Below are 11,913 nucleotides of genomic sequence, written 5' to 3' on the forward strand. Positions count from 1 at the left end.
CTCCCACGCCTCCGGCCCGGGCGGTCAAGGCGTGAACACGGCGGACTCGCGGGTCCAGCTCAGCCTGGACCTGGCGGCCACCTCCGCCCTCGACGACGTCCAGCGCGCCCGCGTCCTCGCGCGGCTGGCGCCCCGGCTGGCCGGGACGGTCCTCACCGTCAGCGTGGCGGAGCACCGGGCCCAGCGGCGCAACCGGGTGGCCGCCCGCGAGCGGCTCGCGGCGCTGCTGCGCGAGGCCCTGGCCCCGCCGACGCCGCGGCGGGCTACCAAGCCGACGCGCGGCTCTCGGCGGCGCCGCCTGGAGGCCAAACACCGTCGCTCCGAGGTGAAGCGCACGCGCCGCCGCCCCGGCCTCGACTGAGGCCGCTCGCCCGCCGGCCGCGCGGGCTCAGACGCGGGTGTTCTGCGATTCCGGGGCCAGGGGCGCGTGGGCGGGGTTGGACAGGGAGAGCACGACGGCGGCCACGCGCGGGTGTTCGAGGAGGGCGTCCTCCACGCGCTGGAGCAGGACCGCGGCCTCGCTCTCCCGCTCGTCCCCGGCCAGGTCCACGGCCCCGACGACGAAGAGCTTCTCCGGGCCGACGTACTCGAGGTGCAGGTAGCTCACGGAGAGCACCTCGGGCCGCTCCAGCAGCCAGCGCAGCACCCGGGTCCGGATCACCGGGTCGGCGACCTCGCCGACGAGGAACGCCATGTTCCGCGAGAGCAGGAAGATCGCGACGACCCCGAGCAGCACGCCCACGAGGATCGAGCCGGCGGCGTCCCACCGGGGGTCCCCGGTGAGCTGGTGCAGGGCGAGGGCGGCGGCCGCGATGGCCAGGCCGATCAGGGCCGAGGCGTCCTCCACCCACACGGCGCGCAGCGTGGGGTCCGAGGTCTGGCGCAGGAACGTGGCATCGCTGATGTGCCGCCGCTCCGCGTCGCGGCGGACGCGCCGGTGCGCGTTCAGGAACGAGATGCCCTCGAGCACGAACGCGACGGCGAGCACGATGTACGCGATCGTGTACTCCGCCTCCTCCTCGGGGGCGGACCAGGCCGTGATCCCGTGCCAGACCGAGACCGCCGAGCCCACCGCGAACAGGCCGAAGGCCGCGACCATCGACCACACGTAGGCCGCCCGCCCGTAGCCCAGCGGGTGCCGCGCGTCGGGGGCTCGGCCGGCCCGACGCTCCGCCAGCAGCAGGAAGACCTCATTGCCGGCGTCGGCCCAGGAGTGCGCGGCCTCCGCCACCATCGCGGCTGAGCCGGTGACCGCGCCCACGATCGACTTGACGACGGCGATCACCGTGTTCACGCCGAGGGCGATCAGGACGGTCAGCAGGCTCTCGCCGCCGGACTCGGCGGCGGGCGGGGCGACGGCGGGCGGGGTACGGGTCATCCCCCGAGTCTGCCCCTGCAGGCGGGTGCCGGGCCAGGCTCGCCATGTCCGGGTCCGCCGGTCCGGGAGCGCGAGAGGGGGTCCACGCGGATCGGCGTCGCCGAGCCCGTGAGGTCTCCGCGTGCGCGGCCTAGCGTGGGGCCATGACGGATTCTCCCCTGCACCTCGACCACCCCGACGCCCCCCGCATCATCGTGCTCGGCGCGACGGGCTACGCCGGATCCCTCGTCGTGGACGCCCTCGTGGCCCAGGGCGCACGGCCCGTGCTGGCGGGCAGGAACCGGGACTCGCTCCAGCACGCGGCGAGGCGGCACGACGGGCTGGAGGTCGCCGTCGCCGACGCCGGGGACCCCGCCTCGCTGAGGGCCCTGGTCACGGAGGGCGATGTGCTGGTCTCCACGGTCGGCCCCTTCGAACGCTACGGCCGACCGGTCGCCCGCGCCGCCGCGGAGCGGGGCGCGCACTACGTGGACTCGACCGGTGAGGTCGGCTTCGTGAAGGACCTCAAGGCGGACCTGGACGCCACCGCCCGACGCACGGGCGCCACCCTGCTGCCCGCCCTCGGCTTCGACTACGCGCCGGGCATGCTCGCGGGCGGGCTCGCGCTGGCGGAGGCCGGTGGACGCGCACGGTCCCTGCAGATCGGCTACTTCGCCGACGGCGAGCTGGACCCCCGCGTCGACCTCAGCCACGGGACGCGCCAGACGATGGTGGGCGCCCTCACCGAGCGGACGATCACGTGGCGCGGCGGGCGGCTGGCGACCACGGGCCCGGCCAGCCGGTCGGCCGTCTTCCGGGTCGACGGGCAGGACCGCCGCGGCGTGCTGTTCGGCGGCACGGAGTCCCTGTTCCTGCCGCGGATGCAGCCCGGCCTGGACGAGGTCGAGGTCTTCAACGGCTGGTTCCCGGCGCGGCCCACGCAGATCGGCGCCGCCGCCCTCGGCGCGGTGGGGTGGCTCCCCGGCGTCGCCCGCGGCGTGCAGGCCCTGCTGCGGCCCCTGGCCGGCGACCCGGGTGGCCCCGACGCCGCAGACCGGGCCCGCACGGGCTCCCGGGTCGGGGCGATCGCGCGCGACGCGGCCGGCCGCATCGTGGCGGACGTGCACCTGCGCGGCCCCAACGCCTACACGTTGACCGGGGACCTCATGGCCTGGGGCGCCCGGCAGCTCGCCGCAGGCCGGGCCCGCGAGGCCGGCGTCGTCAGCCCGATCCAGGCGTTCGGCCTCGACGACTTCGAGACGGCCTGCACCGCGGCCGGTCTGGTGCGGGCATGATCCCGACGACTGACCCCGCCCACGGCCCTCAGCGGGGGCGACGCCGGGGGCGGCTGATCCAGGCCAGATAGGCGCTGCCGCCGGTCAGGGCGGCGCCGCCGGCGGCCACCACCGGCCCGGCGAAGCGGCCGAGCCGGTCCTTGTACGCCACGAGCACGTTCGTGCCGCCGGTGATCATCGCGGCCACCACCATGGCGGCCACCACCCGGTCGCCCGTCCGCTCGAGGCGCGTCACGAGCGGCTCGAGCTCGCTCGCGCGGACGGTGACGTCGATCCCGCCGTCGTCGATGCGTTCCATCACCTTGCGGGCGTACTCCGGCAGGTCGATGCCGAGCTCGGCCGCCGCGATCGTGGCCCGGCCGATCCGGCCCGCCACCCGCCGGGGGTCGAGGTGCTCCCCCACGAGGCGCATGGCGAAGGGGTCGAGCACGCGGGTGTAGTCGAAGCCGGGGTGCAGGCGGCGGCCGATGCCGTCCACGATGATCAGCATCCGCAGCAGCTGCACGAGCTCGGGCGGCAGGGACAGCCGGTGGCGCCGCACCAGGGCGAAGATCTCCGAGACCAGCTGCGCCACGCGGATGTCCTCGAGCTCGCGCCCCTCGAGGCGGCCGACGATCCGGGCCACCTCCAGCCGGAGCCGACGGCGGTCCACCGGGCCGCGCGGCGGGGCGATGTCCAGCAGGGCCCGCACCAGCCCGTCGGTGTCCTGCCGGGCCAGCGCCATGGCCAGGCCCGCGAACCGGCGCCGGAGGGACGGGGAGATCCGCCCGACGGAGCCGAAGTCGATGAACCCGACGGTCCCGTCCGGCTCGATGAACAGGTTGCCCGGGTGCGGGTCCGCATGGAACACGCCGTGCTCGAACACCATGGCCAGCAGCACGTCGGCGGCCCGGTACGCCAGCTCCTCCCGGTCGATGCCGGCGGCGTCGAGTCCGGCCAGGTCGTCCACGCGCAGCCCGGAGAGCTCCTGCATGGTCAGCACGCGCGAGGTGGTCAGGTCCCACTCGATCCACGGGAACCGCACGCCCGGGGTGTCCCGGAAGCCGGCGGCGATCTCCTCGCAGGCCCGCGCCTCCACCACGTAGTCGAGCTCGGCGCGCAGCGAGCGGTCGAACTCGTCCACCATGGCCGGCACGTCCAGGTCGGCGAAGGTCCGTGAGGCCCGCGACCACGTGGCCGCCAGCGTCCGCAGGATCTCCAGGTCCGCCTGGGCCTGCTCCACCACACCGGGCTTGCGGACCTTCACGACGACGGCGCGCCCGTCGTGCAGGCGCGCACGGTGGGCCTGACCGATGGAGGCGGTGGCCAGGGGCGCCCGGTCGAACCAGGCGAACAGGGTGTCGACGTCGGCGCCGAGGTCCTCCTCGACCGTCCGGGCGACGGCCTCGAAGGGCACCGCCGTCGTGCTGTCCGTGAGGCGGGCGAACGCCGCGCAGTAGGCCTCGGGGAACAGGTCCGGGCGCGCCGAGATCAGCTGCCCGAGCTTCACGAAGGTGACGCCCAGCTCCTCGAACGTGCGCACGAACAGCTCGGGGCGGGCCTCGGCGTCGATGCCCAGGTGCGGCTCCCCCTCCTCGAGGGGCAGCCACCGGGAGAGCCCGGCCTGCACGGCCGTGGCCCTGAGGCCGTTGCGGGCCATGACGTGGGCGATCTCGCGGTAGCGCTGCAGGTGGAGGGCCATGACGCCCACGCTACCGACCGCGCGGAGGGGTGAGTCTCGCCGCTCCGTCGGCGTACCGCAGGGCGCCCGGCCGGACCCGCGCGTCGGCCCCGATCCGCATCCCGTCCGCGAGCGCGCCCGCCGCCCGCAGCTCCCGCAGCCGCGCCAGCACCCGGTCCCGCACGTCCCACGGGCTGAGCGTGTTGACGTTGATCTTGGTGGCGCCCTCGAAGCCGGCGAGGGTGGAGACGCGCCACTTGAGCATCACGCGCCAGGGCATCGGGAACGCGACGCCGGGCGGGCGGGTGTGCCATTCCTCGTTGGAGGGGACGTCTGGCCCGGTGGCCGCGTGGGCGGCGTGCAGCAGGTCGGAGACGGCGCGCAGCTCGGCCGCGGACTGCCGCCACGGCTGCCCCACCGGGCTCGTGGAGTAGACCTCGACCGTCGGGTACCGGTGACCGAAGCCGGCGAACATCACGGCGTGCTCGTTGGCGGCGATCACGAGGTCGTGCGCCACGGCCACGTCCAGCGCGGCGTGGTTGAACACCTGCGGGTCCTCGCGCAGCCGGTCCAGGGCGGCGGCGTTCTGCCCGCCGACCTCGTCGATGGCCACGAGCTGCTTGTGCAGGTGGTCGAAGGAGGCGCCGGCGGGCTTGAGCCAGTTCTGGAACACGGAGACGTACCGCACGGCGGGCGTGGTCGCGTAGAGGTCCCGCATCGCGTCGGCGGTCAGGGCCAGGAACGCGTGGTGCTCATCCGGGGTGAGGGTGCCCGAGGAGGCCAGCTGGTGGTCGTCCACGGCGCCGTCGACGAAGTGTCGCCGGGCGATCACCACGTCGTGCGTGCCGCCGAAGAATGCGGCCGACGCCGCGATCAGCTCCGCCTCGGACACCGCCGCCGCCTCCTCCGCGGAGCGGCCGGAGGCGTGCAGCTTCGCGGCGACGACGGCGCGCACGTGGGCGCGGCCGGCCTCGGTGGCCAGGTACTCGTCACGGCGGCGGCGCGCGTCCGGGGGGAGTTCGTAGCCGTGGTTGAGACGCCAGTAGTCGTAGCTGAGGATCTCGAAGAGGTTGGGGACCCGGCGGAAGGCCGGGGTCGTCTCCCCGAGCCGCTCCGCGGCCGGGTGCCGCAGGATCTGCCAGGTCGGGGCGCCGTCGTCGGCCCTCGTGGAGACGATGCGTGACTTCTCCGGCGGCGTCTCCAGCAGGCGGTGCTCGCAGAAGGCACAGTGCCGGCCCTGCTGGGCGGGGTCGAGCGGCTGCGGGGCGGGCCGGACGAGGCCGAGCGGGCGGTGGCCGCGGCCGGGCACGGTCCAGACCTCGGTGCCGGTGAAGGGGTTGCGCTGCTTGACGGTGCCGTCCGGCAGTCGGGTGAGGGGCTCGCTCACAGACGGGTACACGAGGCCAGGATACGAGGCGGTGCCGGCCCGGGCAGGCCGGCGCCGACGCGCCCGCCGGTCAGAACTCGAGCAGCACCTTGCCCTTGGCATGGTGGGATTCGAGACGCTCGAACGCCTGCTCCCAGTCGGCCAGGGGGTAGCGGCTGTCCACGGTCACGGCCAGCTCGCCGGCGTCCACGAGCCGGACGAGCTCGGCCAGGCCCGCCCCGTCCGGATGCATGAGGAAGAACTCGTAGGTCACCCCGGCCTTCTTCGCGGCCCGGCGCACCTTCGCACTGGCCACCCGGGAGACGACGGCGGCCAGCGGCCGACGCGACGGGCGCGCGGTCTCACGAAGGCTGCCGGGGCTCGGCGGGCCCGCGATGGTCACCAGCCGGCCGCCGGGCTCGATCGAGCCGAGCAGCTCGGCCATCTGGTCACCGCCGATGAGGTCGAACACCTTGTCGAAGCGCTCGCCCCCCTCCGCGACGGTGCGGGCGCGATAGTCGATCACCGCGTCGGCGCCGGCCTCGCGGACGTACGGCTCACCCGCCGCGGAGGCGGTCACGGTCACGTGCGCGCCGCGCAGGTGTGCCAGGCGCGTGGCGATCAGCCCGACGCCGCCGGCGGCCCCGGTGATCAGCAGCCGCTCCCCGGGCTGCAGGTCCAGGTGCTCCGGGCCGAGTGCCTGCTGGGCGGTCAGGCCGGCGAGCGGCAGGCCGGCCGCGTCCGTCAGGGGCATGCGGGCGGGCGCGGCGGCCACCCAGTCCGCGCGCACCGCGGCCAGCTCGGCGAACGCCCCGTGGCCGGAGGGGTCCACGCGGGTGATGACCGCGTCACCCGGGGCGAACGCGGTCACCCCGGCGCCCACGGCCTCGACGATGCCGCTGAGCTCATTGCCGGCGACCGTGGGGAAGTCGTCGGGGGCGATGGCCTTGAAGTCGCCTTCGCGATGCATCGCGTCGACGGGGTTGAGGCCGACCGCGCGGGTGCGGATCAGCACCTCGCCGGCGCCGGCCGTGGGGGCGGGGACGTCGGTGAGGGCCATGGCCTCACGGCCGCCGTAGGACTGGAGGACGAGTGCTCGCATGCCGCCGAGCCTAGGCGCGCCGACCCGGAGTGCCGAGCCCTGTTCGCCGTCGTCGATCACGCAGGTCGGGCTCGGCGACCTCCGGCGTGATCATCCCCACGGCCACCCGTGACGCGGGTACGCTGATCGCTGTTCCACGTCACAGCGCTCTCGCTCGACTCGTCTCACCCGCACGGAGGCCTCACCCATGTCGTCCCGCATCCACCACCCCGGCCTCCGGTCGAAGGTGATGTCCGCCGCGGAGGCGGCGGCGTTCATCCAGCACGGCACCACCGTGGGCATGAGCGGGTTCACGGGGTCCGGCTACCCGAAGGCCGTGCCGATGGCGCTGGCCGAGCGGGCCAAGGAGCTGCACGCGCGCGGCGAGGAGTTCCGCATCAACCTCCACACGGGGGCGTCCACCTCCGCGGAGATGGACGGTGCGCTGGCCGAGGCGGACGCCGTCGCGCTGCGCACCCCGTTCCAGTCGGACCCGACGATGCGCGCCAAGATCAACGCGGGCGCGATCGAGTACATCGACACGCACCTGTCCCACCTGGCGCAGACCGTGTGGAACGGCTTCTACGGGCCCATGACCACCGCGGTGATCGAGGTGTCCGGGATCCGCGAGGACGGCCGTCTCGTCCCCAGCTCCTCCGTGGGCAACAACAAGTCCTGGATCGACCTGGCGGATCAGGTGATCCTCGAGGTCAACTCGTGGCAGAGCGAGGACCTCGAGGGTCTGCATGACGTCTACTACGGCACCGCGCTGCCACCGCATCGCACGCCGATCATGCTCACCCACCCCGCGGACCGCATCGGTGAGACGTACCTGCGGTGCGATCCGGCCAAGGTGGTGGCCGTCGTCGAGACCCACGCCCCGGACCGGAACTCTGCCTTCAAACCCGCCGACGCGGACTCGATCGCGATCGCCCAGCACCTCGTGGAGTTCTTCGAGCACGAGGTGGCCCAGGGCCGGTACGACGAGCGGCTGCTGCCGCTGCAGTCGGGCGTGGGCAACATCGCGAACGCGGTGATGTCCGAGCTGGTGAAGTCCCGGTTCACGGGCCTGTCCGCGTTCACCGAGGTGGTGCAGGACGGCATGCTCGACGCCCTGGACTCCGGCACGCTGGCGACCGCGTCCGCGACCGCGTTCTCCCTGTCCACCGAGGCCGCCGAACGGTTCAACGACAACGCCGCGAAGTATCGGGACAAGCTGATCCTGCGCACTCAGGAGATCTCCAACCACCCCGAGCTCGTGCGCCGCCTCGGCATCCTCGCCATGAACGGCATGCTCGAGGCCGACCTGTACGGCAACGTGAACTCCACGCACCTGATGGGCACGAAGATGATGAACGGCCTCGGCGGCTCCGGCGACTTCGCCCGCAACGCGTTCACCTCGTTCTTCCTCACCCCGTCCACGGCCAAGGGCGGGGACATCTCCTGCATCGTGCCGATGGTCTCGCACGTGGACCACACCGAGCACGACGTGCACGTGGTGGTCACCGAGCAGGGGCTGGCCGACCTGCGCGGCCTCTCCCCCAAGCAGCGCGCCCGCACGATCATCGACACGTGCGCGCACCCGGACTACAGGGAGCAGCTGCGGGACTACTTCGACCGCGCGATGCGCGAGTCGGACGGCCTGCACACCCCGCACCTGTTGGGCGAGGCCCTGTCCTGGCACCAGCGCTTCCTCGAGACCGGGACGATGCGTCAAGGCTGACGGCCCGCCGGACCGGGCACCTGCGGTACACCTGCGACGGGACACCCTACAGTGGGCCGCGCCTCGCGGCGGGGTGAGATCACGCCGGCTCCGGGCACGTGCCCGGAGCCGGCACAGGCCCGCGGGGCCGGCGACGGCGTCAGCCGCGCCCGCCCTGCTCCCGCTCGGGGATTCCCGCGGCCCACAGGGCGGCCGCGATGAGGGCGGGCTGGCCGAACAGCCGCGCCAGGCGGCGACCGTCCGTGTCCAGCCCGAAGCCGTCCTTGCGCTCGGCGTACTGCCCGATGTTCCCGGGGTAGATCGCGGTGTAGAAGGCCGCCAGGGCGGTGCCGGTCAGGCGGCGCTGCCCGGGGAGCGCCAGCAGAGCGGCCCCGAGGCCGATCTCGGCCACGCCGGATCCGAGCACCACGAGGTCCGCCGGGAGCGGGACCCACGAGGGCACCTGGGCGCGGAACTCACGGCGCGCCACGGTGAGGTGGGACAGCCCTGCGGCGGTCATGAACCCGCCGAGGCCGAGGCGGGCGGCGGTCTGCGAGAGGGGGACGGACTGCCGACGCTTCGTCATCACGCCTCCCCGAGCTCGAGGACGACGTCGATGTTGCCCCGGGTGGCGTTCGAATAGGGGCACACCTGGTGCGCCTGCTCCATGAGGGCGCGGGCCTGGTCCGCGGGGACATGGGGCAGCACGACCTCGAGGGTGACCTCCAGGCCGAAGCCCTCACCCTGGCGACCGATGCCCACGCGCGCGCCGACGGAGGAGTCGGTGATGTCGGCACGGGAGGCACGGGCGACCATCTGCAGGGCCGAGTGGAAGCACGCGGCGTAGCCGGCGGCGAACAACTGCTCGGGGTTGGTGCCCTGGCCGGAGCCGCCCATTTCGGTGGGCACGGCGAGGTCGAGGTCGACCCGCCCGTCGGTGGTGCGGACATGGCCGTCGCGGCCGGCGCCGGTGCTGAGCGCCTCGGCGGTGTAGATGGTCTCCATGGGAGGTCCTTTCATCCGCCCGCCCCGTGCGGGACGAGTCGGCTCCAGCCTGCCACCCTGTTAGGTCGCGCGCAACCAAGTCGCTCCCCAGCGACCACTAGAATCGCTCCCATGGATGCCGCGCCGACCGCCAGCCTCGCCCTCGAGGACCAGCTCTGCTTCGCCCTGCACCGGGCGGCGCGCGCCGTCACGCGCGGCTACGGCCCCCTGCTGTCCCGCCTCGGCCTCACCTACCCGCAGTACCTCGTGATGCTCACCCTGTGGCAGGCGGAGGGTGACGCCTCGGCCGAGACGGATGCGTCGACGCCGAAGACCGCCGGGGCACTGGGGGTCGGCGCGCTGCGGGACAGGCTCGGCATGGACAACGGCACCATCACGCCTCTGGTGCGGCGCCTGGCCGGCATGGGGCTCGTCACGCGGGAGCGCGACGTCCGCGACGAGCGGCGCGTGCTGGTGCGGCTGACGGACGAGGGGCGGGCGCTGCGGGCGTCCGCCCGGACGGTCCCGGTGGACGCCCTCACCCGGATCCCCCTCGACGTCGCCGAGCGCCAGGTCCTCATGGACCAGCTGAACCGAATCACCGAGGCCGTCGGGCCGCGCTGAGACGGCGGGAGCGGCCCGCGCGCGGAGCGCGGTCAGCGCACCCGGTCCAGGATCGCCCGGGCGACGGCGTCCGCCTCGCGCTCGGGCAGCCAGTGGTCCGCGTCGAGCTTCACGAACCGGTACTCCCCCGCCACCTGCCCGGCCGTGAGCTCGGCGGCCCGCGGCCCCAGGGCCGCGTCCCGGGTGCCCCACACGTACGTGGTGGGGACCGACACGGGCGCGCTGCGCGTGGTGGTCACCAGATCCGGGTTCGCCCGATACCAGTTCACCGGACCGCGCAGGCTCTGCGGGGTGGAGAACCGGCGGGCGTAGTGCTCCGCCCCGGGGACCTGCCCCCGCTGCAGCAGGGAGCCCAGCCGTCGCGCGAGGATCCGTTCGGGGAGGGACGGTGCCTGGAAGGCGGCGATGTACCAGCTGCGGCGCAGCTGGTCCGGGCCGCGCAGGGCGCGGGCCAGGGCGGCCGGGTGCGGCGTGGACAGGACGGTCAGGGACGCGACGCGCTCGGGGTGCGCGGTGGCCAGTGCCCAGGCGACGGCGCCGCCCCAGTCATGGCCCACGACGTGGACGCGCCGCGCCCCCGCCGCGTCCGCCAGCGCGACGGCGTCCCCCACGAGCGCCGGGAGGCGGTAGGCCGCCGTCGCCCGCGGCGCGGCCCCCGGGGAGTAGCCGCGCTGGTCCGGCGCGAGGGTGCGCAGCCCCGCGGCGTGCAGCAGCGGCTCGACGTGCCTCCAGGACGTGGCGTCCTGCGGGAAGCCGTGCAGCAGCAGGACCACCTCCCCCTCGGCCGGCCCGCCGTCGCGGACATCGAAGGTCAGGCCCTGATGCCGGAAGGTGTCCATGCCGCCCCCGAGTGCGCCGTCGCCCGTCACAGCCGGACGAGCATCTTCCCCGTGTTGGCACCCTCGAGCAGGTCGATGAACGCCTGGGGTGCGTTCTCCAGACCCTCCCGGACGGTCTCGTCCCACTGGATCTTCCCGGCGGCGACCCACGGGCCCACGCGCTCCAGGAACTCGGGGCGGACCTGCGCTGCGTACTTCTGCAGGACGAAGCCGCGCAGGGTCAGGCACTTGCCGATCGCCAGGGCGAGGTTGCGCGGGGCGGCCGGCGGCTCCGTCGAGTTGTACTGGGCGATCGCGCCGCACATCGCCACGCGGCCGTCGACCCGCATCGCGGCGATGGCGGCCTCGAGGTGGTCGCCGCCCACGTTGTCGAAGTAGACGTCGATGCCCTCCGGCGCCGCCTCGGCCAGCAGATCGGTGGGCGAGCCGTCGTGGTAGTCGAACGCGGCGTCGAAGCCCAGCTCCTTCACCCGCGCCACCTTCTCGGGCGTGCCCGCCGAGCCGACCACGCGCGAGGCGCCCAGCAGGCGGGCGATCTGGCCGGCGACCGAGCCGACGGCCCCCGCGGCGCCCGAGATGAAGACGGCGTCGCCCTCCTGCATCTCGGCCACGTGCACGAGGCCGGTGTAGGCGGTCAGACCCGTCATGCCCAGCACGCCCAGGTAGGTGCTGTCCGAGAACTGGGAGGTGTCCACGGCCTGGACGGCGTCGCCGTCGAGGACGGCGTGCTCGCGCCAGCCGCGGCCGTGGAGCACGGACGTGCCCTCCGGCACGTCCGCGTGGCGCGAGGCGATCACGGTGCCCACCGCGCCGCCGTCGAGGGGGGCGTCGAGCTGGAACGGAGGCACGTAGGACTCGACGTCGTTCATGCGGCCGCGCATGTACGGGTCCACGGACATCACGGTGTTGCGCACGAGGACCTGGCCCTCGGCGAGCTCGGGGAGCTCGACCTCCGTGAGACGGAAGTTCTCCGGCGTCGGGGCGCCGTGGGGGCGGGAGGCGAGG

Annotated in this window: 12 protein-coding genes; 4 read left to right on the plus strand and 8 right to left on the minus strand. The window is 74.3% G+C overall.

Annotation, left to right across the window (positions count from 1 at the left end; genetic code table 11):
* Window positions 1–361 (plus strand): alternative ribosome rescue aminoacyl-tRNA hydrolase ArfB (arfB, locus tag J1M41_RS03595; RefSeq protein WP_206451167.1); only part of this gene is annotated, 361 nt, incomplete at its 5' end.
* A 27-nt stretch (window positions 362–388) separates the two neighbouring features.
* On the opposite strand, the gene J1M41_RS03600 is transcribed toward arfB, so the two are convergent.
* Window positions 389–1,378 carry a cation diffusion facilitator family transporter gene (locus tag J1M41_RS03600; RefSeq protein ID WP_020626298.1) on the minus strand — a complete coding sequence of 330 codons (990 nt, stop codon included), beginning with the start codon at window positions 1,376–1,378 and terminating at the stop codon, window positions 389–391.
* A 143-nt stretch (window positions 1,379–1,521) separates the two neighbouring features.
* On the opposite strand from J1M41_RS03600, the gene J1M41_RS03605 reads away from it, so the two are divergent.
* Window positions 1,522–2,652 carry a trans-acting enoyl reductase family protein gene (locus tag J1M41_RS03605; RefSeq protein WP_063190259.1) on the plus strand — a complete coding sequence of 377 codons (1,131 nt, stop codon included), beginning with the start codon at window positions 1,522–1,524 and terminating at the stop codon, window positions 2,650–2,652.
* 28 nt (window positions 2,653–2,680) lie between these two features.
* On the opposite strand, the gene J1M41_RS03610 is transcribed toward J1M41_RS03605, so the two are convergent.
* The 3 genes from J1M41_RS03610 to J1M41_RS03620 all read right to left on the minus strand — a co-directional run bounded on the left by J1M41_RS03610 (window position 2,681) and on the right by J1M41_RS03620 (window position 6,780).
* Window positions 2,681–4,333, minus strand: a complete 1,653-nt coding sequence (locus tag J1M41_RS03610) for an AarF/ABC1/UbiB kinase family protein (RefSeq protein WP_063190270.1) — start codon at window positions 4,331–4,333, stop codon at window positions 2,681–2,683.
* Window positions 4,334–4,343: 10 nt separating this feature from the next.
* Window positions 4,344–5,699: a DUF4921 family protein gene (locus J1M41_RS03615; protein WP_206451168.1), complete on the minus strand. Its 1,356-nt coding sequence runs from the start codon at window positions 5,697–5,699 to the stop codon at window positions 4,344–4,346.
* Window positions 5,700–5,769: 70 nt separating this feature from the next.
* Window positions 5,770–6,780: an NADP-dependent oxidoreductase gene (locus J1M41_RS03620; RefSeq protein WP_044659979.1), complete on the minus strand. Its 1,011-nt coding sequence runs from the start codon at window positions 6,778–6,780 to the stop codon at window positions 5,770–5,772.
* A 187-nt stretch (window positions 6,781–6,967) separates the two neighbouring features.
* On the opposite strand from J1M41_RS03620, the gene J1M41_RS03625 reads away from it, so the two are divergent.
* Window positions 6,968–8,482 (plus strand): acetyl-CoA hydrolase/transferase family protein, encoded by a 1,515-nt coding sequence (locus J1M41_RS03625; protein ID WP_049145895.1) that lies wholly within the window; start codon window positions 6,968–6,970, stop codon window positions 8,480–8,482.
* Between the two features lie 139 nt (window positions 8,483–8,621).
* Here J1M41_RS03625 and J1M41_RS03630 read toward each other — a convergent pair whose 3' ends face one another.
* Entirely contained in the window at window positions 8,622–9,047 is a 426-nt protein-coding gene (locus tag J1M41_RS03630; protein WP_010080504.1) for a membrane protein, read from the minus strand.
* On the minus strand, window positions 9,047–9,466 hold the full coding sequence (locus J1M41_RS03635) for an organic hydroperoxide resistance protein (protein WP_017487949.1): 420 nt from the start codon (window positions 9,464–9,466) through the stop codon (window positions 9,047–9,049). The genes J1M41_RS03630 and J1M41_RS03635 overlap by 1 nt, the downstream gene beginning before the upstream one ends.
* A 111-nt stretch (window positions 9,467–9,577) precedes the next feature.
* Here J1M41_RS03635 and J1M41_RS03640 point away from each other — a divergent pair, with 111 nt between their 5' ends.
* Complete coding sequence (locus tag J1M41_RS03640) at window positions 9,578–10,069, plus strand: MarR family winged helix-turn-helix transcriptional regulator (RefSeq protein WP_206451169.1); 492 nt, start codon at window positions 9,578–9,580, stop codon at window positions 10,067–10,069.
* Window positions 10,070–10,101: 32 nt separating this feature from the next.
* Here J1M41_RS03640 and J1M41_RS03645 read toward each other — a convergent pair whose 3' ends face one another.
* Together J1M41_RS03645 and J1M41_RS03650 are read right to left on the minus strand one after the other, a co-directional pair.
* Window positions 10,102–10,908, minus strand: coding sequence for an alpha/beta fold hydrolase (locus J1M41_RS03645; protein WP_060973487.1), 807 nt, complete (start codon window positions 10,906–10,908; stop codon window positions 10,102–10,104).
* Between the two features lie 26 nt (window positions 10,909–10,934).
* A partial coding sequence (locus J1M41_RS03650) for an NADP-dependent oxidoreductase (RefSeq protein ID WP_206451170.1) occupies window positions 10,935–11,913 on the minus strand: 979 nt, incomplete at its 5' end.

The sequence above is a fragment of the Micrococcus sp. KRD096 genome, from assembly GCF_017168495.1.
Classification (GTDB): Bacteria; Actinomycetota; Actinomycetes; order Actinomycetales; family Micrococcaceae; genus Micrococcus; species Micrococcus luteus.